22 protein-coding genes are annotated in these 20,146 nt (G+C 70.4%); 1 reads left to right on the top strand and 21 read right to left on the bottom strand.

The window, feature by feature from the left end; translation table 11 throughout:
- Positions 1–63: 63 nt before the first annotated feature.
- The 13 genes from C8K38_RS03610 to C8K38_RS03550 form a co-directional block, all read right to left on the bottom strand.
- Entirely contained in the window at positions 64–2,277 is a 2,214-nt protein-coding gene (locus C8K38_RS03610; protein WP_097210276.1) for a heavy metal translocating P-type ATPase, read from the bottom strand.
- Positions 2,274–2,477: a heavy-metal-associated domain-containing protein gene (locus C8K38_RS03605; RefSeq protein ID WP_179800442.1), complete on the bottom strand. Its 204-nt coding sequence runs from the start codon at positions 2,475–2,477 to the stop codon at positions 2,274–2,276. The genes C8K38_RS03610 and C8K38_RS03605 overlap by 4 nt, the downstream gene beginning before the upstream one ends.
- Before the next feature lie 11 nt (positions 2,478–2,488).
- On the bottom strand, positions 2,489–2,770 hold the full coding sequence (locus C8K38_RS03600) for a metal-sensitive transcriptional regulator (RefSeq protein ID WP_072842629.1): 282 nt from the start codon (positions 2,768–2,770) through the stop codon (positions 2,489–2,491).
- A gap of 57 nt (positions 2,771–2,827) precedes the next feature.
- Positions 2,828–3,073: a hypothetical protein gene (locus tag C8K38_RS03595; RefSeq protein WP_257017042.1), complete on the bottom strand. Its 246-nt coding sequence runs from the start codon at positions 3,071–3,073 to the stop codon at positions 2,828–2,830.
- A complete protein-coding gene (locus C8K38_RS03590) occupies positions 3,070–3,558 on the bottom strand; it encodes a hypothetical protein (protein ID WP_097210273.1) in 489 nt (162 codons plus the stop codon). The genes C8K38_RS03595 and C8K38_RS03590 overlap by 4 nt, the downstream gene beginning before the upstream one ends.
- Positions 3,551–3,982: a hypothetical protein gene (locus C8K38_RS03585; RefSeq protein WP_097210272.1), complete on the bottom strand. Its 432-nt coding sequence runs from the start codon at positions 3,980–3,982 to the stop codon at positions 3,551–3,553. The genes C8K38_RS03590 and C8K38_RS03585 overlap by 8 nt, the downstream gene beginning before the upstream one ends.
- 5 nt (positions 3,983–3,987) lie before the next feature.
- Entirely contained in the window at positions 3,988–4,539 is a 552-nt protein-coding gene (locus C8K38_RS03580) for a hypothetical protein (protein WP_257017041.1), read from the bottom strand.
- Positions 4,540–4,555: 16 nt separating this feature from the next.
- On the bottom strand, positions 4,556–5,530 hold the full coding sequence (gene hemB, locus C8K38_RS03575) for a porphobilinogen synthase (RefSeq protein ID WP_097210357.1): 975 nt from the start codon (positions 5,528–5,530) through the stop codon (positions 4,556–4,558).
- A gap of 77 nt (positions 5,531–5,607) precedes the next feature.
- Positions 5,608–7,179 carry a uroporphyrinogen-III synthase gene (locus C8K38_RS03570; protein WP_097210271.1) on the bottom strand — a complete coding sequence of 524 codons (1,572 nt, stop codon included), beginning with the start codon at positions 7,177–7,179 and terminating at the stop codon, positions 5,608–5,610.
- A gap of 90 nt (positions 7,180–7,269) precedes the next feature.
- Entirely contained in the window at positions 7,270–8,286 is a 1,017-nt protein-coding gene (gene hemC, locus C8K38_RS03565) for a hydroxymethylbilane synthase (protein ID WP_097210270.1), read from the bottom strand.
- Positions 8,283–9,680, bottom strand: coding sequence for a glutamyl-tRNA reductase (locus tag C8K38_RS03560; protein WP_097210269.1), 1,398 nt, complete (start codon positions 9,678–9,680; stop codon positions 8,283–8,285). The genes hemC and C8K38_RS03560 overlap by 4 nt, the downstream gene beginning before the upstream one ends.
- Positions 9,677–10,504, bottom strand: a complete 828-nt coding sequence (locus C8K38_RS03555) for a redox-sensing transcriptional repressor Rex (protein WP_373560219.1) — start codon at positions 10,502–10,504, stop codon at positions 9,677–9,679. The genes C8K38_RS03560 and C8K38_RS03555 overlap by 4 nt, the downstream gene beginning before the upstream one ends.
- 168 nt (positions 10,505–10,672) lie before the next feature.
- Positions 10,673–10,933 (bottom strand): glutaredoxin family protein, encoded by a 261-nt coding sequence (locus C8K38_RS03550; protein WP_097210268.1) that lies wholly within the window; start codon positions 10,931–10,933, stop codon positions 10,673–10,675.
- Positions 10,934–11,081: 148 nt separating this feature from the next.
- Between C8K38_RS03550 and C8K38_RS03545 the strand changes: the two genes are divergently transcribed.
- Positions 11,082–12,080 carry an HAD family hydrolase gene (locus C8K38_RS03545; protein ID WP_097210267.1) on the top strand — a complete coding sequence of 333 codons (999 nt, stop codon included), beginning with the start codon at positions 11,082–11,084 and terminating at the stop codon, positions 12,078–12,080.
- Positions 12,081–12,141: 61 nt separating this feature from the next.
- On the opposite strand, the gene C8K38_RS03540 is transcribed toward C8K38_RS03545, so the two are convergent.
- The 8 genes from C8K38_RS03540 to C8K38_RS03505 all read right to left on the bottom strand — a co-directional run bounded on the left by C8K38_RS03540 (position 12,142) and on the right by C8K38_RS03505 (position 20,054).
- Positions 12,142–14,499, bottom strand: coding sequence for an arylsulfatase (locus tag C8K38_RS03540; protein WP_097210266.1), 2,358 nt, complete (start codon positions 14,497–14,499; stop codon positions 12,142–12,144).
- 135 nt (positions 14,500–14,634) lie between these two features.
- Positions 14,635–15,648, bottom strand: coding sequence for a lysophospholipid acyltransferase family protein (locus C8K38_RS03535; RefSeq protein ID WP_097210265.1), 1,014 nt, complete (start codon positions 15,646–15,648; stop codon positions 14,635–14,637).
- On the bottom strand, positions 15,645–16,709 hold the full coding sequence (locus C8K38_RS03530) for an NAD-dependent epimerase/dehydratase family protein (protein WP_097210264.1): 1,065 nt from the start codon (positions 16,707–16,709) through the stop codon (positions 15,645–15,647). Before C8K38_RS03530 ends, C8K38_RS03535 begins: the two co-directional genes overlap by 4 nt.
- 245 nt (positions 16,710–16,954) lie before the next feature.
- On the bottom strand, positions 16,955–17,056 hold the full coding sequence (locus C8K38_RS03525; protein ID WP_003402602.1) for a 30S ribosomal protein bS22: 102 nt from the start codon (positions 17,054–17,056) through the stop codon (positions 16,955–16,957).
- A 221-nt stretch (positions 17,057–17,277) separates the two neighbouring features.
- Positions 17,278–17,511: a helix-turn-helix domain-containing protein gene (locus C8K38_RS03520; protein ID WP_077040650.1), complete on the bottom strand. Its 234-nt coding sequence runs from the start codon at positions 17,509–17,511 to the stop codon at positions 17,278–17,280.
- 125 nt (positions 17,512–17,636) lie between these two features.
- Positions 17,637–18,452: a pyrroline-5-carboxylate reductase gene (gene proC / locus C8K38_RS03515; protein ID WP_097210263.1), complete on the bottom strand. Its 816-nt coding sequence runs from the start codon at positions 18,450–18,452 to the stop codon at positions 17,637–17,639.
- Positions 18,453–18,507: 55 nt separating this feature from the next.
- Positions 18,508–19,392 carry a thioesterase family protein gene (locus C8K38_RS03510; protein WP_097210262.1) on the bottom strand — a complete coding sequence of 295 codons (885 nt, stop codon included), beginning with the start codon at positions 19,390–19,392 and terminating at the stop codon, positions 18,508–18,510.
- The gene (locus C8K38_RS03505) at positions 19,389–20,054 is read right to left on the bottom strand and encodes a MerR family transcriptional regulator (protein ID WP_097210261.1); all 666 of its coding nucleotides are present in this window, start codon (positions 20,052–20,054) and stop codon (positions 19,389–19,391) included. Before C8K38_RS03505 ends, C8K38_RS03510 begins: the two co-directional genes overlap by 4 nt.
- Positions 20,055–20,146 lie beyond the last annotated feature (92 nt).

Here is a 20,146-nt window from a genome sequence, read left to right as displayed (position 1 = left end):
TCACGTCAACTTGAACAGTGTTCAAGTTGACGTGAGGTCAGCGCAAATCGGCAGGGCTGGGTGTCAGCGGAATCTCCGCAACCGCAGACTGTTCCCCACCACGAACACCGAGGACAGCGCCATCGCCGCGCCCGCGATCATCGGGTTCAGCAGGCCGAGCGCGGCCAGCGGGATGGCCGCGACGTTGTAGGCGAACGCCCAGAACAGGTTCGCCCTGATGGTGCCGAGCGTGGCCCGCGAGAGCCGGATCGCCTGCGGCACCGAGCGCAGGTCGCCGCGCACCAGGGTCAGATCGCCCGCCTCGATCGCGGCGTCCGTCCCGGTTCCCATCGCCAGCCCGACGTCCGCGGTGGCGAGCGCCGCCGCGTCGTTCACGCCGTCGCCGACCATGGCGACGACGGCGCCGTGGCGCTGCAGGCCCGCCACATGCGCGACCTTGTCGGCGGGCAGGACCTCCGCGATCACCCGGTCGATGCCGACGCTCCGCGCCACCGCGTGCCCGACCTCGGCACGATCGCCGGTCAACAACACGGGGGTCATGCCGAGCGCCACGATCTGCGCGACCGCCTCCGCGCTGGTGGGCTTGACGGCGTCGGCGACCGTGATGGCGCCGCGAATCGCGCCGTCCCAGGCCACCGCGACGGTGGTACGCCCGGCCGCGAACGCCGACCGCAGCTCCGCGGGGATCGGGCCGTCCGGCCGCCCGACACTGACCCGGACCCCGTCGACCAGTCCGACGACGCCGATCCCGGGGCGGTTCTCGAACTCCGTCACCGACGGCGCCGGGCCGCCCGCGACGGCGATCGACCGGGCCACCGGATGTTCCGACGCGCCCTCCACCGCGGCCGCAAGCGCCAGCACTCGATCGGGGCTCTCGCCGTGCGCCGCGACCACCTCGTCGAGCGTCATCCGGCCCGTGGTGACGGTGCCGGTCTTGTCCAGCACGACGGTGTCGATCCGCTTGGTCTGCTCGAGCACCTCGGGCCCCCTGATCAGGATTCCGAGCTGGGCGCCGCGACCTGTGCCAACCAGAAGCGCCGTGGGCGTGGCCAATCCGAGCGCACAGGGGCAGGCCACGATGAGCACCGCGACCGCGGCGGTGAAGGCCTCCGTCGCTGCGTGCCCGGTGACCAGCCAGCCCGTCAGTGTCGCCGCCGCGATGACCAGCACCACCGGGACGAACACCGCAGACACCCGGTCCGCGAGCCGCGCCACCGCGGCCTTGCCGTTCTGCGCCTCGGTGACGAGCGCGGCGATGTGGGCCAGCTGGGTGTCGGCGCCGACCCTCTCGGCTCGCACCACGAGCCGCCCGTTGGTGTTCACGGTGCCGCCGACGACGGCGTCACCGCCGGACACCTCGATCGGCACCGACTCACCGGTGACCATCGACGCGTCCACGGCCGCGGCGCCCTCGAGCACCCGCCCATCGGTGGCGATCTTCTCCCCCGGCCGCACCACGAACCGGTCCCCGACCCGCAACTCGCCCACCGGGATTCGTCGCTCGGCGTCGGCTCGCAGCACCGCCACGTCCTTGGCACCGACCTCGATCAGCGCCCGCAGCGCGGCGCCGGCGCGGCGCTTGGCCCGTGACTCCGCGCACCTGCCCGCGAGCAGGAAGACGGTGACCGCGGCGGAGACCTCGAGATAGATCTGTCCCGACGGATCGTGCGCGCCCAACCGCAGCGCGAACTCGTGGGTCATCCCGATATGCCCAGCGGTGCCGAACACCAACGCCCACACCGACCATCCGTATGCGGCGAGGGTGCCGATTGAGACGAGCGTGTCCATCGTCGAGCTGCCGTGACGGGCGTTCGTCAGCGCCGCCCGGTGGAACGGGTAACCGCCCCAGAACACCACAAGGGTGGTCAGCGCCAGCGCCACCCATTGCCAGTAGTCGAACTGAAGCGCCGGGATCATCGAGAGCGCGACGACCGGGACCGCGGCCACCGCCGAGATCGCCAGGCGCCTGCCGAGGTGATCCGGCGGCGGTTCCGCGGGCCCGGCAGCGGCGGGGCCCGCGGGGACCGACACGGCCGCGGAGTAGCCCGCAGACTCGACCGCGGACACCAGTTCGGCGGGCTGCACGCCCGCCGGATAGCGAACGTGGGCCCGCTCGGTGGCGAAATTGACGGTGGCGCGGACGCCGTCGATCTTCGCCAGCTTGCGCTCGATCCGGTTCGCGCAGGAGGCGCACGTCATCCCGCCGAGATCGAGGTCGAGCTCGCGCTCCGCGACGTCGACGGTGTCCAGCGCGTCACGACCCGCGGCGGCGGTCATGACGCCAGCTCGTAGCCCGCCTCTTCGACCGCCTCGGCGACGGCCCGCGGGTCGAGCTCGGACTCACTGGTCACGTGGACCTCCCCGCTGGCCAGGTCCACGAGCACCTCGGTGACACCGGCAATGGCGCCGACCTCCTCGGTGACCGAGGCGACGCAATGCCCGCAGGTCATGCCCATGACGGTGTATGTGCTCTGCATCAGAATTTCTCCTACGAGCGGACGAGACGGGCGATCGCGTCCGAGGCCTCTTTGACCTTGGCGTCGGCCTCCGGGCCGCCCTTCTTGGCCGCCTCGACGACGCAGCCCGCGAGGTGCGCGTCCATCAGTTTCAGCGAGACCGACTGCAGTGCCTTCGTCGCCGCGGACACCTGGGTCAGGATGTCGATGCAGTAGCGGTCGTCGTCGACCATGCGCGAGATGCCCGCGACCTGTCCCTCGATGCGGCGAAGCCGCTTGAGGAGGTCGTCCTTCTCCGGGGAGTATCCGTTCATGCCCCTACCATACCCCCCGTGGGTACTAGCCGCCAGGGCGGGCCGCTGTTCGACCGGTCACTGCGGACCGCCGCGGTGCCGCCTCCTGACCACGTCGATCACCAACAAGCCGGCCACGATCACCAGCGCGGTCGCCGCCCCGATCCAGGTGCCCGAGTAGTGCGTGCCGGTGAACGCGGGCGCGCCGTCCATCGCGGGCGCGAAGTCCGAGGTCTGCACGCCCCTGCACCAGCACCAGACCGCGGCCGCGGTAGCGAGCACCGCCAGGACCAGCTCCAGGATCCGCGTCATCCGTTCGCTCACCGCTCACCGTCCTCCGCCTCGTCCGCCACCAGCCGCTCCAATTCGGTCCGCAACCCGTCACCGTCCCGCGCCCACGCCCGCACCACCGAACCGTCCCGCAGCCGCAGGCCGATCGCGGTACGGCGTCGCGGCACCCCGGACAGCTCCCCGAGCGACGGGGCGCTCTCCCACGGCTCCAGATCCTCGGCGAACGGATCCGCCTCGGGCAGGACCTGGGCGATATCGGCCACCCCGAGGGTCTCGGCGCCGTTGCGCAACACCGCCGGGGTGAGCAGCACGCTCGCGTGCCGCCGCGCCGCCACCACCTGAAGGGCGACCAGTCCCGCGAGCAGCACCGAGAACAGCGCCAACCCGAGCCAGTGCACACCCGAACCGATGATCGCGTCCGCGACGAGCACGACCAGGCACAGCGCGGGGCCGAGCGCGACCAGCCACCACCGTCCGCCCGGTTCCTCGAACAGGATCCGCTCGGCCGCGTCACTCACCGGCAAACCACTCCGCCGAGGACCTCAGGTAGACGAGCACGCTGGCCACCAGCGCGAGCAGCGAGACCAGCAGCGTCGGCACCTGACCCAGACCGGTCGCCAGCAGCCCGAGCTGCAGCACGAAGAACACCGCCGACAGCGCGACGACCGCCCGCCGAAAACGCGGATCCCCCGCCCTCGTCGGCCCCGCCATCAGCCCGACGCCGAGCCCGGTGAGTAGCGAGACGGCGCCGGAGCCACGCAGCAGCACGATGAACTCGTCCACGCTGTCGGGGTTTGCACCGTGCTCCACCAGCTGCTCACGTATCGCGGTGCCGGGCGACGTCAGGGCCAACAACCCGAAGAGCACCAGCAGCGCCGCACAGACCAGCCACAGCCCGTACGCGACATCGACAGGGCGAGGACGGGCCCGCGCGTCACCCATGACGGCTACTGCGCCTTCGGTCCGGGCACGAAGTACCGGTTCGACTCGCTCCGATGCATCAGGATCACCGCACCGACGGACAGCACCGCCTGCAGGATCCCCGCCCCGCCCGCGACCATCCCGGCCACGCCGCCACCGGCGCCGAGCCCGAACAGCGCGGGGATCGCGAAGAAGACCATCGTCACACCGATCATGGTGACCAGCATCCGGGCCCAGTTCCTGCCGCTGCGCATCTTGAACACGAACAGCAGGTACAGGCCGGTCAGCGCCAGCCCGAGCAGCGCGGTGACGCCGAGCCCGACCAGCAGCAGACCCTCGGCCGCCGAGGTGCTGATCTCCACCGTCGGATCCTGGGCGTGCACGTCCTTGATCAGCTGATCGGCAAAGGTCTTCCGATCCGCGGCCACCATCGCCAGGGTGGCGAACAGGTTCACCACACCGAGAGCGGCGACCCCGCACAGCAACTGGAAGGCGGTACCCACGTCGACGGGCGCCGCGGGTCGCTGGTCCTGCGCGGCGGGGCCGGTCGGGGGCGCTGGCGGCAATGGGGCGGTCATGACACCACCGTAACCATCACAACCGGGCTGCGAACTCGGCGGCCCAGTAGGTCAGCACGATGTCCGCACCCGCGCGGCGGATGCCGAGCAGCGACTCCAGCACGGCGGCGTCGCGGTCGATCCAGCCGTTCTGCGCGGCGGCGGTGATCATCGAGTACTCACCCGAGATCTGGTAGGCCGCAACGGGAACCGTGGACATGTCGGCGACCTCCCGCAGCACGTCGAGGTACGACATGGCCGGCTTCACCATCACCATGTCCGCGCCCTCGTCCAGGTCCAGGTCGACCTCGCGCAGCGACTCGCGCCGGTTGGCGGCGTCCTGCTGGTAGGTGCGGCGATCCCCGGACAGCGACGACCCGACGGCCTCGCGGAAGGGGCCGTAGAAGGCGGACGCGTACTTGGCGGAGTACGCCAGGATGCCCGTCTCCTGATGGCCCGCGTCGTCGAGACCCTCGCGGATCGCGGCGATCTGTCCGTCCATCATTCCGCTTGGCCCGAGCAGGTGCGCCCCGGACTCGGCCTGCGCAACCGCCATGTCGACGTAGCGGGTCAGTGTCGCGTCGTTGTCGACCCGACCGTCCGCCGCGAGCACCCCGCAGTGGCCGTGATCGGTGAACTCGTCGAGGCAGGTGTCCGCCATGATCACGGTGGAGTCGCCGAGCTCGGCGCGGAGCACGCGCAGGGCCCGGTTCAGGATGCCGTCGGGATCGGTCGCACCCGAACCGTTGGCGTCCTTGTCCTCGGTCCTGGGGACGCCGAAGAGCATCAGCCCGCCGACACCCGCCTCGACCGCCTCGGCGGCGGCGCGGGTCAGTGAGTCGAGGGTGTGCTGGAAGACGCCGGGCATCGAACTGATCTCGCGCGGCTCGCCGATGCCGTCCGCGACGAACATCGGCAGCACCAGATGCCGTGGTTCCAGCGAGGTCTCGGCGACAAGGCGACGCAGCGCCGGGGTGGTGCGCAGGCGTCGGGGACGTTCGGCGGGAAAGATGGATGCCCTCCTTCGTCGGGCCTGTGAGTCCTTCTGGCCCGCATGGGGGCCAAAAGGACTCACGGGCGCGTCAGCGCCTAGCGCCTACGGGACTTCTTGCGCGGGGGCGGCAGCGCACCCTCGGCACGCAGCCGGGCGGCGTGCTCGGCGAGCGCCTCCACCAGGGGGCCGACCTGAGCGGTCTCGGGCTGCACGTCGACCCGGAGGCCGAACTCGATCGCGGTCTCCGCGGTCTTCGGCCCGATGCACGCCACCAGCGTGCGGGCGTGCGGCTTGCCGGCGATGCCGACCAGGTTGCGCACGGTCGAGGACGAGGTGAAGCAGACCGCGTCGAACCCACCGGTCTTGATCATCTCGCGGGTCTCGGCCGGCGGCGGCGCCGCCCGGACGGTGCGGTAGGCCGTGACGTCGTCGATCTCCCAGCCGCGCTGGCGTAGGCCCTCGGCCAGGGTCTCGGTGGCGATGTCGGCGCGGGGCAGCAGCACCCGGTTGACCGGATCGAAGACGTCGTCGTACGGCGCGAACTCGGCCAGCAGACCCTCGCTGGACTGCTCACCGGACGGCACCAACTCGGGGTTGATACCGAACGAGCGCACCTTGTCCGCGGTGGCCTCGCCGACGCAGGCGATCTTGACGCCGGAGAACGCGCGGGCGTCGAGCCCGAACTCCTCGAACTTCTCCCAGACCGCGCGCACCGCGTTGGTGGAGGTGAAGACCACCCACTGGTAGCGGCCGTCGACCAGGCCCTTGACCGAGCGCTCCATCTGCGCGGGGCTGCGCGGCGGCTCGACCGCGATCGTGGGCACCTCGATGGGGATGGCGCCGTGCGTGACGAGGCGATCGCTCATCTCGCTGGCCTGCTCCTTGGTGCGCGGCACCAGGACGGTCCAGCCGTACAGGGCGCGCGACTCCCACCAGGACATCTTGCTGCGCTGGCTGACCACCTTGCCGACGGTCACGATCAGCGAACCGACCAGCTCGGAGCCGGCCTCGTTCAGCGTCGCGAGGGTGGCCTCGACGGTGCGCTGCTGGCAGGTGGTGCCTCGGACGGTGATCGCGGCGGGCGTCTGCGGGGCCAGGCCGTTCTCGACCAGCTCGCTCGCGGTCTCCGCGAGGTGGCCCGCGGTGGCGTGCAGCACCAGCGGTCCCGGCGCCGCGGCCAGCGCGGCCCAGTCGACCTCGCCGCGGACGTCGACCTCGGTGTGACCGGAGCCCAGCGGCATGCCCGCGTAGCTCGGCACCGCGGATCCGGCGGGCAGGCCCGGCAGGATCTCGAACTGCACCTGGGTCCGCGCCACCGCGGTGACCTCGGCGATCACCGAATCGGTTGTGAGCGGGTCGCCGGAGACCAGACGGACCACGTCGTGCCCGTTCTTGGCCTCGGCCACCAGGGTCTTGGCGACCTCGGCCGGCTCGCCGAGCGCGGGGCGCACCTCGAACGGCGGGTTCTCGGGGTCGATCTCCTCACCCTTGACCAGCAGTCCGGTGCCGACCAGCGCGGTCACGCCCTTGTCGACGTCGGGATCCGTGAACGCCAGGGTGGCGGCCGCGAGGACGTCGCGCGCCCGGACGGTGAGCAACGCCGGGTCGCCCGGGCCGGCGCCCACGAACAGGATCCGTCCGGGGGTGTTCTTGCGGACTCGGCTCATCGGTTGTTCTCCAGTGCGTTCATGTGTCTAGCAATGTCAGGGACATGGGAATGGGCGCGCGGTTTCGAGGAGCGCGCCGACGGCAATGGCTCACTCATCGGTCGGTCCGCCCTCCGGATCGCTTTCGGTCGCCTTGCCCATCAGGGCGCGGGCGCCCAGGTCGAGCAGTTCGCGGGCCACCTCGCGACCGAGTTCCTCGGCGCGATCCGGCGGTCCGACGGTCGAGGCCCTGATCGAATCGGAGCCGTCCAGCGCGGCCGCACAGCCGCGCACCGACAGCTCGTCGAACACCCGGCCGTCGTCGTCGATGGACTCCACGATCTCCGCGATCGCGCCGACCGGGGCCGTGCATCCGGCCTCGAGCTCGGCCAGCAGCGCGCGCTCTGCCGTGACGGCGGCGCGGGCGCTCGCGTCGTCCAGCTCGGCGAGGATGGCGATCAGCGCGGTGTCACCCGCGCGGCATTCGACGGCCAGCGCGCCCTGCGCTGGGGCGGGCAGCATCTGCACCGGCTCCAGCGACTCGGTGATCACGTCGAGCCTGCCGATCCGCGAGAGCCCCGCCCGCGCGACGACGACCGCGTCGAGCTCGCCGTTGGCGACCTTGCCGATCCTGGTGTCGAGGTTGCCGCGCAACGGCTGGATGTCCAGGCCGAGGCCGAGGGCCCGCAGCTGGGCGATGCGCCGCGGCGCGGAGGTTCCGATCCGGGAGCCGGCAGGCAGCTCACCGAGCACCATCCCGTCGCGCGCCACCAGCGCATCGCGCGGATCCTCGCGTTCTGGCACGGCGGCGATGACCACGCGCTCGTCGGGCGCGGTTGGCAGGTCCTTGAAGGAGTGCACGGCGATGTCGACGTGCCCGGCGGCGAGCTCCTCGCGCAGCGCGGCGGTGAACACGCCGACGCCGATCTTCTCGACCGGTCCGGAGAACTGGTCGCCCGCGGTCTTGACGATCACCAGCTCGGCGGGGTGGCCCGCGGCGATCAGCGCGTCCCGGACGGTGCCGGCCTGAGTGGTGGCCAGCAGGCTGCCCCTCGTGCCGATGCGCAGAGTGGCCGCGGGGGCCTGCTCCGCGGTGGTGTCCCTGGTGGATGCGGCGGTTGCACTCATGACTGCATCCCCTTCCATACGTCCATCGCCTCGGCCTCGTGGCCTGCCGTGAAATCGTCCGCGAGCTCGACCGCGCGCATCTCCATCGGCGTCGCGACGGCCTCGGCTGACCCGGGGCTCAGCTCGAACAGTTCGCGCAGCGCGGCCGCGTAGGAGTCGCCGCCTGGGGCGCTGGCCAGCTGCTTGACCCGGACGGTCGGCGCGTGCAGCAGCTTGTCGACGACGCGGCGCACGGTGCGCGCGACCTCGTCGCGTTGCGGATCCTCGAGCCCGGGCAGGCGCGAGTCCAGCCGCAGCAGCTCGGCCTCCACCACGTCGGCGGCGCGTTGACGGAGGGCGGTCACGGTCGGGGTGACCTCGGCCAGACGCTGTCCGGCCAGGTAGGTGGCCAGCTCGCCTGCGACGATCTCGCGGGCCGCCTCGGTGTCCGCGGCGGCCGCGCCAGCCGCCGGATCGCGCTGCAGGGCCGCCATGTCGAAGATGCTCACGCCGGGCAGTCCGGCGATCGCGGGCTCCACGTCGCGGGGCAGCCCCAGGTCGCAGATCACCAGCGGTCGCTGCGCGGAGTCCCGCTTCGCCAGCGCGAGGTGCGCGTCGGCGAGGGTGACCACCGCACCGACCGCGCCGGTACAGGTCACCATCACGTCCGCCTCGGCCAGCGCGGACGGCAGGTCGGCCAGGTCGACGGTCGTGCCGTCCACCCCGGCGGCCCGCACGGTCTCGGCGAGGCGCTCGGCCCGCTCCCTGGTGCGGTTGGCGACGATGACGCGGCCGATCCCGGCCCGCGTCAGGTGCGCGACGGACAGGCCGCCCATCGAGCCCGCGCCAACCACGACGGCGGTACGCCCGGCGAGCCCGTCACCGAGCAGGTCCGAGGCGCGGTCGAGGGCGACCGACACCACCGAGGCGCCCGCGCGGTCGATCCCGGTCTCGGAGTGCACCCGCTTGCCGACCCGCAGCGCCTGCTGAGCCAGCTCGTGCAGCACCCGGCCCGCGGCCTGCTGGTTGTCGGAGATCGCGTAGGCGGTCCGGATCTGGCCGAGGATCTGCTGCTCGCCGACGACCATCGAGTCGAGGCCGCTGGCCACCGCGAACAGGTGCTCGGCCGCCGCCTCGCTGTAGCGCACGTATGCGTGCTTGGTCAGGTCCGGCAGCTCCATGCCGGAGTGCCCGGCGAGCAACTCGCCCACGTCGGAGAGCGCGCCGTGGAAGGCGTCCACCACCGCATAGATCTCCACCCGGTTGCAGGAGGAGACGATCATGACCTCGGAGACATGGTCCGAGCTCATCATCTTGTCGATCAGCTTCGGCCGATCGGTGTCGCCGATGGCGACCCGCTCGAGGACGGAGACGGGAGCGCTGCGATGCGAGATCCCGACCAGGAGAACACTCACGGTGCCATCACCGATCCATTCGTTGTCGAACCCGAGCCTGACGAAGCCGAGCGTGCCGTGCGGAGCCCCACCGCCGCCGAGGCCGCAGCGGGCTCGGTTTCAGCGTTGCGGGCGCTGTGGAAGGACAGCACCTGCATCTCCACGGCGAGATCCACTCGGCGGATCTCGACGTGTTTCGGGACATCGAGCGGCGAGGCCGCAAAGCTCAGGATGCAGCGCACACCGGCATTCACCAGCAGGTCGCACACCTCCTGGGCAGATTCGTCCGGGGTCGCGATGACCCCGATGGTGGCGTCCAGCTCGCGGCACGCGGCCTCGAGCTCGGCGACGTCGCGAACGGTCAGCGCGTCGACGGTACTGCCGATCCGGTCGGGATTTCGGTCGAACAGGCCGACCATCGTGAATCCGCGACGGCCGAACCCGCCGTAACGGGCCAGGGCCTGCCCCAGGCTGCCGACGCCGACCAGCACCACCTGGTGGCCGCGGTCCAGTCCGAGCGCGGCCTCGATCCGGGCGCGCAGCTTGGTGACGTCGTATCCGACGCCGCGGACCCCGTTCGGGCCGAGGAAGGAGAGGTCCTTGCGCAGTTTCGCGGAGCCGACTCCGGCCGCGGTCGCGAGTTCCTCGCTGGAGACGATGAGCGTGCCGTCGTCGGCCATCACACCGAGCACCCGCAGATAGGTGGCGAGCCGGGTGACGGTGGCCTGCGGCAGGTCCCGCACCGTTGTGTCCGCGCGGGCGACGTCGGTTCCGGAACGAGACGCGTTCTCAGCCCCTGCGACGCCACGGGCAGAGAACCCATGCGGCTGGTGCTGTTCGGTCACGTTGGTGGCTCCTCGTCCGGCCATGCACATGGCCGGTTCTCACGCTGATCCGGGGGGACTGTTCACACCACGGTAACTGCTTGTGAACCCATGCACAAAGTCGCCGGATTCCGGATTCACCCGCTGCGACCTGCGCGGCGTCCGGATGCGAGGGGTGTCAGGTCGGCCTCAGATTGTCAAATCCGATCGCAGCCGAGGCTCGTCGACCTCCCAGTAACTGTGCTCACGGCCGTCGAGCAGGACGACCGGCAGCCGGTCGCCGTACTCGGCGCGCAGCTCGGGATCGGTCGCCGCGGCCACGTCGACGTCGACCGATTCGAGTTCGAGGCCGAATTCCCCACACAACCGCAGCAGCTGAGTGCGCGCTACGTCACAGGAGCCGCAGCCGGCCCGGGTCAGCAGGGTGATGGTGTGTGCGGGGTCGGTCATGGCTCCACTGTGCCACCGCCACCTGCGCCTTCCGCGGGCCGCCCGCGGAGACGCAAGTCACAGCGGCCACGCGGGCGGCGATCCACCCGGTGCGCCCCCGAGGCTGGGGATAGGGTGGGCCGCAGTTGGACGAACACAGGAGGTATGAGTGCCTGGTCGATCTGGTCCGACCGGCTCGGGAGTGGGCGCCGGCTGGCTCGACGCCAAGCGTCCCCGCCGACGCGGCAGGAACCCCTTGGGGCCCAGCGACGCCCAGCTGCGGGCCAGTCTCGCAGGTGAGGCCAGCGCGGACGCCGCCATCGCCTTGCACGAGGCGGCGACGAGCGAGGCCGAGGCGGGCGGCGAACTCGGTGCCCGAGGGACCGAGGGCGGCGTGCCGCTCGACCTGACCGCGGCGGCGTTCTTCGACGTGGACAACACCATGGTCCAGGGCGCCTCGATCATCCACTTCGCCCGCGGCCTCGCCGCCCGCAAGTACATCTCGCTCGCCGACATGGCCAGGTTCGGCTGGCAGCAGCTCAAGTTCCGGGTGACCGGCAAGGAGAACAGCGACGACGTCGCCAGCGGCAAGGAACGGGCGCTGGCCTTCATCGCGGGCCGCGAGACCGCGGAGTTCTCCCGCCTCGGCGAGGAGATCTACGACGAGCTGATCGCCGACAAGATCTGGCCGGGCACCAGGGCGCTGGCGCAGATGCACCTCGACGCCGGTCAGCAGGTGTGGCTGGTGACCGCGACCCCGGTGGAACTGGCCCAGGTCATCGCGAAGCGGCTGGGGCTGACGGGCGCGCTGGGAACCGTCGTCGAGAGCGAGGACGGCAAGTTCACCGGCCGACTGGTCGGCGACATCCTGCACGGCGCGGGCAAGGCACACGCGGTCCGGACCCTGGCCGTGCGCGAGGGCCTGAACCTCAAGCGCTGCACGGCGTACTCGGACAGCCACAACGACGTGCCGATGCTCTCGCTCGTCGGCACCGCCGTGGCCATCAACCCGGACGCCGACCTCAAGGAGGTCGCGCGCAACCGCGGGTGGGAGATCCGCGACTACCGCACCGGACGGAAGGCCGCGAAGATCGGCGTCCCGACCGCGCTCGCGCTCGGCGCGGTCGGCGGCGCGCTGGCCGCCGTGATCAGCCGCCGCAAGCACTGACGCAACCGTGCGCGAGTCGTACCCCGGCCGGGGTACGACTCGCGCACGGGCGGCGGAGCCGCTACTCCCTCGACAGCATCGCCGCGGCCGTGTGCTCGAGGTCGATGTAGGCCTCGCCGCTGACGTCCACGACCACCCGGTTCAGCGCGCCGCCGGTGAAGGCCCACGGGGCTTCGCCCGGGTAATCGTCGGTGACCGGTTCGCCGACGTCACGGCCGATGGTGAGCCCGGTGCCGCCCAGGCCGAACACGCCCGGCTGGGTCCGGATCCGGCCCTCCCCGACCTGGTGATCTCCGTAATAAAGGCGGAGCAGTCCTCGCGCGGTGCCCGGCGGGTCCTCGCCGTCCTTGTCGAACGAGGCGCCGAGGATCATCCGGTCGCCGGTGGGCAGCTCCTCGGTTGCGCTGATCCGCTGCTGCTCGCTGCCGAGGAAGTTGTAGACGTAGTGCAGCCGGTTGTCCCGGACGTACAGCGCGTGCCCGCCGAAGCGGCCGCCCTGCGCGAACAGCACCCCGGATACGCCGGGGGACGGCAGGCCGACGAGCGCCCCCAGCGAGTACGAGCGGTTGCGCACGGCCACCGCCACCGACTCGGGCACGGCGGCGCCGCCGGGCCGGTACACATACCGGGTGCGGAGCGGGGCAGGCCGCGGGCGCGGCGTCATGAGGATCTCGACCGGATAGCGGTCGTCGAGCGGCAGCGCCCCGTTGGCGCCCGCCTCGTGGAACCACAGCCCGACCAGTTCCGCGAGCCTGCCCGGCTCGGCGTCGGCGAGGTCGTGCAGCTCGGTGCGATCGACGTCGGTGTTGTAGAGCTCCCAGGTGTCGTCCTGGAAACGACCCCAACCGCTGATCGCCGGATGGGTGGTGACGGCCTTCCAGCCGTCGTGCCAGATGCCGCGGGTGCCGAGCATCGAATAGAACTGGGTGTGCCGAGCGCTGGGGATGCCTGCGGTGTCGAAGCTGTAGCGCATGCTCACGCCCTGGATCGGGTGCTGGGTGTACCCCTTGACCGTCTCCGGCATCTCGACGCCGAGACAGTCGAGCACCGTCGGCATCACGTCGATGGCATGGTGGTACTGATCTCGGATCTCGCCGCGGGCGGCGATCCCCTCCGGCCACGAGATGATGCACGGATCGCACGTGCCGCCATTGAACGAGTAGCGCTTCCACATCTTGAACGGGGTGTCGAATGCCATCGCCCAGCCGTTCGGATAGTGGTTATAGGTCCGGTACCCGCCCAGTTCGTCGAGCATGGCCATGTTCTCGGCCAGGTCGTCGGGCACGCCGTTGAAGAATTTGTTCTCGTTGACCGAGCCGTCGGGGCCGCCCTCGCCGCTGGCGCCGTTGTCGGAGACCAGCACCACCATGGTGTTGTCGCGCTGCCCGATGTCCTCGAGGTAGTCCAGCAGGCGCCCGATCTGGTCGTCGCAATGCGAGACGAAGCCGGCGTACACCTCGGCCATCCTCGCGAACAGCCGCTTCTCGTCGTCGGAGAGCGTGTCCCAGCGCCGGGTGTGATCCAGCATCGGGAACGGCTGGCCGTCGGGTCCGCGGCGGGACTCCGGGGTGCCGATCGGGTTCAGCGGCGGCAGCTCGGCCTCCGGCGGGATCAGGCCCATCTCCTTCTGCCGGGCCAGGATCTCGTCACGCATCGCCTCATAGCCTGCGTCGAACCGGCCGCGGTAGCGGTCCGCCCACTCGCGCGGCACATGGTGCGGTGCGTGCGCGCAGCCGGGCGCGTAGTAGAGGAACACCGGCCGGTCCGGCGCGATCGTCTTCACGTCGTCGAGGAACTCGATCGCCCGGTCGGTGATGTCGACGCCGAGGTGGTAGCCCTCCTCCGGCCGGGAGGGCGGATCGACCGGGTGGTTGTCGTGGACCAGATCCGGGTGCCACTGGTTGGTCTCGCCGCCGAGGAATCCGTAGAACCGCTCGAAGCCCCGGCCGATCGGCCAGCTCGCCTTGCTGGAGGCCAGGTTCATCTCGTCGGCCGCGCACAGGTGCCACTTGCCGACCATCGCGGTGCTGTAGCCGCGTTCGACGAGTACCTCGGCGAGGGTGGCGCACTCACCTGGAACATGGGCGTTGGCGCCGGGGAACCCGATCGACGCCTCGCTGATGCAGCCCATGCCGTTGACGGTGTGGTTACGGCCGGTGAGCAGACAGGAGCGGGTCGGCGAGCACAGGGCGGTGGTGTGCCACTGGCTGTAGCGCAGCCCGCCGGCCGCGATCCGGTCGATGTTCGGCGTCTCGATCGGGCCGCCGTAGCAGCTCAGCGCCCCGAAACCCAGGTCGTCCAGCACGATGTACAGCACATTCGGGGCGCCCTGCGGCGCCCTCGGCTGCTCGTACGGGCCCCAGTCGGGAACCGAGTCGCGAATGTCGAGGTTGGTGATCCCGCGGAATGACCTGGCCATGGTGTGGCTCCCTGTCGAGCCCCCCTGTCCCACCAAAGCACAACGACGGGGCGATCACCAGGTCCGCCAGGGGACCCGGCGATCGCAACGCGGGTTCGCTTGTCGGACAACCGATCCCGGACGAGACTCCCCGATTCAGCCCAGGAACACGTTGCGCCGCTGGGCGAGCAGCCGGTACAGGGTCTGCTGAATGGTCTCCCGAACGTGGTCGGTCAGCTCGAAGGTCACCATCGGGTCCTCCGCGCACACCGCGTCGTAGGAGTCGGTCTGGATCGGCTCACCGAACTCGATGTACCACTTCGACGGCAACGGGATCAGTCCCAGCGGACCCAGGTGCGGGAAGAACGGCGTCACCGGGAAGTAGGGCATCCCGAGCAGCCGCGCCAGGGACTTGAGGTCGCCGATCTTCGGGTAGATCTCCTCCGAGCCGACGATCGAGCACGGGATGATCGGGGCGCCGGTGCGCAGCGCGGCGCTGACGAACCCGCCCCTGCCGAAGCGCTGCAGCTTGTACCGCTCGCTGAACGGTTTGCCGATCCCCTTGAATCCCTCGGGGAAGACCGCCGCCACCTCGCCGGTCCGCAGCAACCGCTCGGCATCCGGGTTGCAGGCCAGGGTGTGTCCGGCCTTGCGTGCGATGTTGCCGACGACCGGCATCTCGAAGGCGAGATCGGCGGCGAGCATCCGCAACGGGCGATGCGCCGGATGGTGGTCGAACATCGCCACCGAGGTCATCAGCCCGTCGATGGGGACCACGCCTGCGTGGTTCGCGACCACCAGCGCACCACCCTCGGAGGGCACGTTCTCGATCCCGCGCACCTCGACCCGAAACCAGCTGTCGAACAGCGGTCGGAGTATCGGCAGCCAGACGTTCTCGGTGAAGTGCGGGTCGAAGCCGAATTCGTCGACCTGGTAGTCGCCGGTGAGCCTGCGGCGGAGGAACTCCGCGATCGCGACCACCGGGTCGGCGACCAGGTCCCTGGCCGACTCGAGCACCACACCGGGCAGCGACGGCGACGCCTGCTGCGGAACACCGAACAGCGGGCGCGGCTCGGGCAGTGATTCGCCGCCCTGCGGCACGCCAGGCGCGGGCCGAGCCCGCCGCCCGGCGGCGTCGTGCAACGGGATCACCTTGGCCACATCACTCATTGCTGCTCTCCCCCGACTCCGACCAACTGCTGTACCCGTGATTCGACCGACCGAAGCCAGTCCTCGCTGATCATCGGGCTGATCCCGGCCCCGTTGATCAGATCGTCCAGTCCCTGCATCGTCGTCCACCGCGGCTCGAAGCCCAGTTCCGCCCGCATCCGGCCGGTGTCGAACCCACAGCCGAAATGGAAGTAGTCGAGCTGCTCCTTGGTGAAGTCACGCATCGAGGGTCCCATCAGTGCCCGCCCGAGGGTCCTGAACAGCTGTGAGGGCACCGGCACCGCGAGGCCACCCGCCCGCCGGACCGCCTGGGAGAGCATCACGACGCCGTCCGCCGCGATGTTGAAGGTTCCCGCTGGACCGGAGACCGTGGCGAGCTCGAGTGCGGCCAGCGCGTCCTCCTCGTGCAGGAGTTGCATCCGGGGATCCCGGCCGAGGACCGTCGGCACCACCGGCGAGTTCAGGTACCGCGACACGGGCCCGCTCATCCGCGGACCGATCAGCGGCGCCATCCTGAGCAACGAGACCGCGATCTCCGGCCGTCTGCGCCCGAGGCTGCGCGCGTATCCCTCGATCTCGATGATGTCGCGGGCGAACGCGCCGCGCGGGGGCGTGCGGGCACTCATCTCCTCGGTGAACTTCGCCGGGTCCCGCGCGCTGCCGCCGTAAACCGCACCGGACGAGCGCACCACCACCTTGCGGACGTCAGGAGACTTCTGGCACACCGCGAACAACTGCATGGCCCCGAGGACGTTCATGTCCTTCATGGCGGCCCGGCTGCCGGACTTCGGGGCCTTGGGGATCGAGGAGGCGTGCACCACGGTGTCGACCCTGGCGTTGCGGATCACCTTGCCGATGAGCGGGTTCCTGATGTCGGCCCGTACGAACTCCGCGCGCCCCATCCGCCGCAGCATGTCCTTGCTCGGCGACACGGCGTCAACGGCGATGACCCGCTCGATGTTCGGATTCTGCGCCAGCCTGGCCACCAGGTACCCACCGAGGAACCGGCTGGCGCCGGTCACCAGCACCACACCGGGCGGCTGCACTCCGCGGTCGCTCATTACCTCCACACCCCACCCCTGCCTCTCGGGCCACACCTGCGAGCCTAGCCACACCCGGCCGGAACCGCACGGCTCTTAACGAGTCCGAAACACCTGTTTACCTGCAATTTTACGACCCCGAAGGAGGAATATTCATACTCCCGATGCTGGACGTACGCCTAGTCGCCCCCGAATGCAGCGATGCCCGCCACCTCTCGGTGACGGGCATCGGAGGGACTGGGTCCCACACCTGCGAACTCGGCGATCTACTTACCGAGCTTCCTACGCTGCACTCGCGTCCTACGAAGCAGCTTGCGGTGCTTCTTCTTCGACATGCGCTTGCGTCGCTTCTTGATCACTGAACCCATGGCGGGTGTCCCTCACGTTCTTCTCTAGCGGTCCTGCGCACGCCGGTGACGTACGCGTGCGTTACGAATCTGGCGCTCGGCCTCGTATCTGCTAACCCAGCGCCTGATGACACCGGCTGGCTGGCACGACAAGTGATCATCGTACCGGTGCGGCCTCGCTCCGCAGAAACCGAGCTTCCGTTACCCCCCGGATACCGCATCCGGGGGACATCAGGACCGGTTCAGCCCGCGTCGAAATACGAGGTTTCCAGGTAGTCGTGCACCGCCTTCGCATGCACTCGAAATGACCGGCCCACCCGCACCGCGGGCAGCTCGCCGTTGTGCACCAATCGGTACACCGTCATCTTGGAGACCCGCATCAGCGCCGCCACCTCGGCGACGGTGAGAAACTGCGTGCCGCCGACCATGGGTTGACCGTCGGGGTTGGACCCCTTCGACTTACTTGTAGACACCATTAATCCACATACCTCCGGCACGTCTCGCGCCGCCGGCTTCCCCTCCGGCGGAACAGACACGCACGTGCTGTAATCAGCTTAGCGGGACGGATGGGGTTACAGCGACGGGTGTGGAGTACCAATATCTATTCGGTACCTCCACCGAGAGCGGCGGACCTGCTCTTCGCCGCCACCAACGCTTCGTAGAACGCGGTCCGGACCCCGCCCCGCTCGAGCTCGCGCAATGCGGCCGCGGTGGTGCCACCCGGCGACGTCACGGCGGCACGCAGATCCGCGGCGGACTCGCCGGACCGGTCGAGCATGGCCGCCGAGCCGAGCATCGTCTGCACGACCAACTCGGTCGCGGTGGCCCTGGTCAGGCCGATGCCGACACCGGCGTCGACCATCGCCTCGACGATCAGGAAGAAGTAGGCGGGCCCGGACCCGGACACCGCTGTGACCGCGTCCATCTGCGATTCCGCGACCGCGATCACCTTGCCGACCGACGCGAGGATGTCGGTGACCAGCGCGAGGTGCTCCGCCTTCGCGTACCGCCCACCGGCGATCGCGCTGACCCCCTCGCCCACCAGCATCGGCGTGTTGGCCATCACGCGCACGACAGGGAAGCCGGCGGGCAGCTTGGCCTCGTACCGGGACGTCGGCAGGCCTGCCGCCAGCGTGACCACCAGCTGTTCGCGGTCGCCGTCCAGCTCGACCGACGTCAGCTCGGCCATCACGGAATCGACGTCGTTCGGCTTGACCGCGATGACCACGACATCGGCACCCTCGGCGGCATCCGCGATCGTGGTCGCCCTGATCCCGAACAGGGCGGTCAGCTCGGCCGCCCGCGCGGGGAAGGACTCCGCGACGACCAGATCCTTCGGCGCGCGACCCGACTGAAGCAGACCCGCGATCAGCGCCTCGCCGATCCTGCCGCCACCGATCACTGCAATTCTCGTCATGCCCGCAAGCCTGCCATGTAGCCGTCGGGGGGCCGCGACGGAGGTCCGGCCCCGGTCAGCCCTTCGGGATCATGGCCAGCTGACGGCTCTGCACCACGGCGTGCCCGGCCTCGTCGAGGACGAGATGGTCCTCCTCGAACCAGGTGTCGCCCAGCACGGTGGCGCTGGCCATCACCCGCAGCCATCCCGGCGCGGGGAGCCGGCGCAGGTAGGTGGTCAGCTGGACGGTCGGCGCCCACCCGAACATGCCGCGGTTCATCGTCACCGGGGCGCTGATGTCGCCGGTCATCAACGCGAACAGCACCGCGACGTCGGTGTCGACCTCGTCCTCGGCGAACGGGCGCACCCACATCCGGTTCACCGGGTCACCCTGCTGCCCGGACAGGAACAGCGCGGCGGACGGATCGACCCGCAGGTCGCAGCCCTTCGCGACGTGCACGATCTGCCCCATCGGATGGTCGGGGGTGATGTGGACGGCGTCGGCGGGCGGCACGGCGGGCAGATCGGCCAGCGCGAGGGGCTCCTGATGCCGCGGGTCGGCGACGTCCGGCACACCGAGCGTCACCGCCGCGGACACCGCGACCTTCTCACCCTGCATCAGGTCCACGTCGACCAGGCACACCTGCCTGCCGCGCTTGCGCACGGTGGTGATCAGCCGCACCTCGCCGGGGTCGGGTGCGTTGAGGTAGCTGGCGCTGACCGCGATCGGCTGCATGGCACTCGTGTCGACGGGCCGGGCCGCGCCTGCCTCCTCGCGCGGCGCCCGGATCACCTCGCGCGCGGCAGCGGCGCACAGCGCCATCATGCAGCCGCCGTGCACCTTCTGCCCGATGGTCCAGATCGGGTCGATCAACGCGGCGAAGGCGCCGCCGCCCAGGTCCGTCAGCGTGGTCAGGTCCGCGAAGGGGCGGGTCGAGGTGAGGGTGGCGGGCGGGGTCATCGGGTTTCCTCTCGGGGGTCCTGTGCGCTCGGCGGAGCGATTCCGGCCGGCGGGAAGCTTCTGGAAGCGATGTCCTGGTGGGCGAGCCTGCGCATCGCGGCGATCACCGGCTCGTAGATCGCGGTGCCGAGCACGGCGTACTCGACGGCCGCCTGGGTGGATCCGGTCGGCATCAGCGCGAGGTCGACCTCCGCGATCCCCATGATGTGCCTGCCATAGGCGTCGATGCGTTCGTCGGTCATCGGGATGCCGACGTCCTCGACCGCCTTCAGCGCCCGCTCGAGCTGTCCGACCGCAGGGAAGGCCGGGTCGTAGACCTGCCCCAGCCGTTCGAGCAGGCGACGGGCGCGAGGCTGCTCGCGCGCCTCGGCATCCGCGGCCTCGTCCGGGTATGGCGGCAGCGTGGCCACCGCCCGCCCGAGGGTGTCGTAGAGCCCGTCGACGGGCTCGTCGGTCAGGCGGATGATCGCGCGGATCTTGTGAATCGGCAGCCCCGCCCCCGCCAGCGCCTTGATCAGCGCGAGCCGCCGCAGGTGCTCGGGACCGTAGCTGGACTGGGTCGCGCTGGTCGGTTCGCCCGACATCAGGACGCCCTCGCGCAGGTAGTACTTGATCGTCGCCAGCGGGAGACCCGACCGCTCGACGAGCTCGGAGACGCGCATCGGTCCTCCCGGTTGACGGAAAGTTTGGATACTTCTACTATCCAACTACTGGATAGTAACGCTATCCAGGCAATCCCGAGAGTACCCCCCGA

The sequence above is a fragment of the Rhodococcus sp. OK611 genome, assembly GCF_003050885.1.
Taxonomy (GTDB): Bacteria; Actinomycetota; Actinomycetes; order Mycobacteriales; family Mycobacteriaceae; genus Rhodococcus_G; species Rhodococcus_G oryzae.
This window is presented reverse-complemented; position numbering and strand designations above follow the sequence as displayed.

Excerpts from the sequence above, each read along its gene's own strand:
- proC (WP_097210263.1), bottom strand. The coding sequence starts at position 18,452 with ATGACGAGAATTGCAGTGATCGGTGGCGGCAGGATCGGCGAGGCGCTG.
- C8K38_RS03610 (WP_097210276.1), bottom strand. The coding sequence starts at position 2,277 with ATGACCGCCGCCGCGGGTCGTGACGCGCTGGACACCGTCGACGTCGCG.
- C8K38_RS03600 (WP_072842629.1), bottom strand. The coding sequence starts at position 2,770 with ATGAACGGATACTCCCCGGAGAAGGACGACCTCCTCAAGCGGCTTCGC.
- hemC (WP_097210270.1), bottom strand. The coding sequence starts at position 8,286 with ATGAGTGCAACCGCCGCATCCACCAGGGACACCACCGCGGAGCAGGCC.
- C8K38_RS03540 (WP_097210266.1), bottom strand. The coding sequence starts at position 14,499 with ATGGCCAGGTCATTCCGCGGGATCACCAACCTCGACATTCGCGACTCG.
- C8K38_RS03535 (WP_097210265.1), bottom strand. The coding sequence starts at position 15,648 with ATGAGTGATGTGGCCAAGGTGATCCCGTTGCACGACGCCGCCGGGCGG.
- C8K38_RS03530 (WP_097210264.1), bottom strand. The coding sequence starts at position 16,709 with ATGAGCGACCGCGGAGTGCAGCCGCCCGGTGTGGTGCTGGTGACCGGC.
- C8K38_RS03505 (WP_097210261.1), bottom strand. The coding sequence starts at position 20,054 with ATGCGCGTCTCCGAGCTCGTCGAGCGGTCGGGTCTCCCGCTGGCGACG.
- C8K38_RS03570 (WP_097210271.1), bottom strand. The coding sequence starts at position 7,179 with ATGAGCCGAGTCCGCAAGAACACCCCCGGACGGATCCTGTTCGTGGGC.
- C8K38_RS03520 (WP_077040650.1), bottom strand. The coding sequence starts at position 17,511 with ATGGTGTCTACAAGTAAGTCGAAGGGGTCCAACCCCGACGGTCAACCC.
- C8K38_RS03550 (WP_097210268.1), bottom strand. The coding sequence starts at position 10,933 with ATGACCGACCCCGCACACACCATCACCCTGCTGACCCGGGCCGGCTGC.
- C8K38_RS03510 (WP_097210262.1), bottom strand. The coding sequence starts at position 19,392 with ATGACCCCGCCCGCCACCCTCACCTCGACCCGCCCCTTCGCGGACCTG.
- C8K38_RS03605 (WP_179800442.1), bottom strand. The coding sequence starts at position 2,477 with ATGCAGAGCACATACACCGTCATGGGCATGACCTGCGGGCATTGCGTC.
- C8K38_RS03525 (WP_003402602.1), bottom strand. The coding sequence starts at position 17,056 with ATGGGTTCAGTGATCAAGAAGCGACGCAAGCGCATGTCGAAGAAGAAG.
- C8K38_RS03580 (WP_257017041.1), bottom strand. The coding sequence starts at position 4,539 with ATGACCGCCCCATTGCCGCCAGCGCCCCCGACCGGCCCCGCCGCGCAG.
- C8K38_RS03585 (WP_097210272.1), bottom strand. The coding sequence starts at position 3,982 with ATGGGTGACGCGCGGGCCCGTCCTCGCCCTGTCGATGTCGCGTACGGG.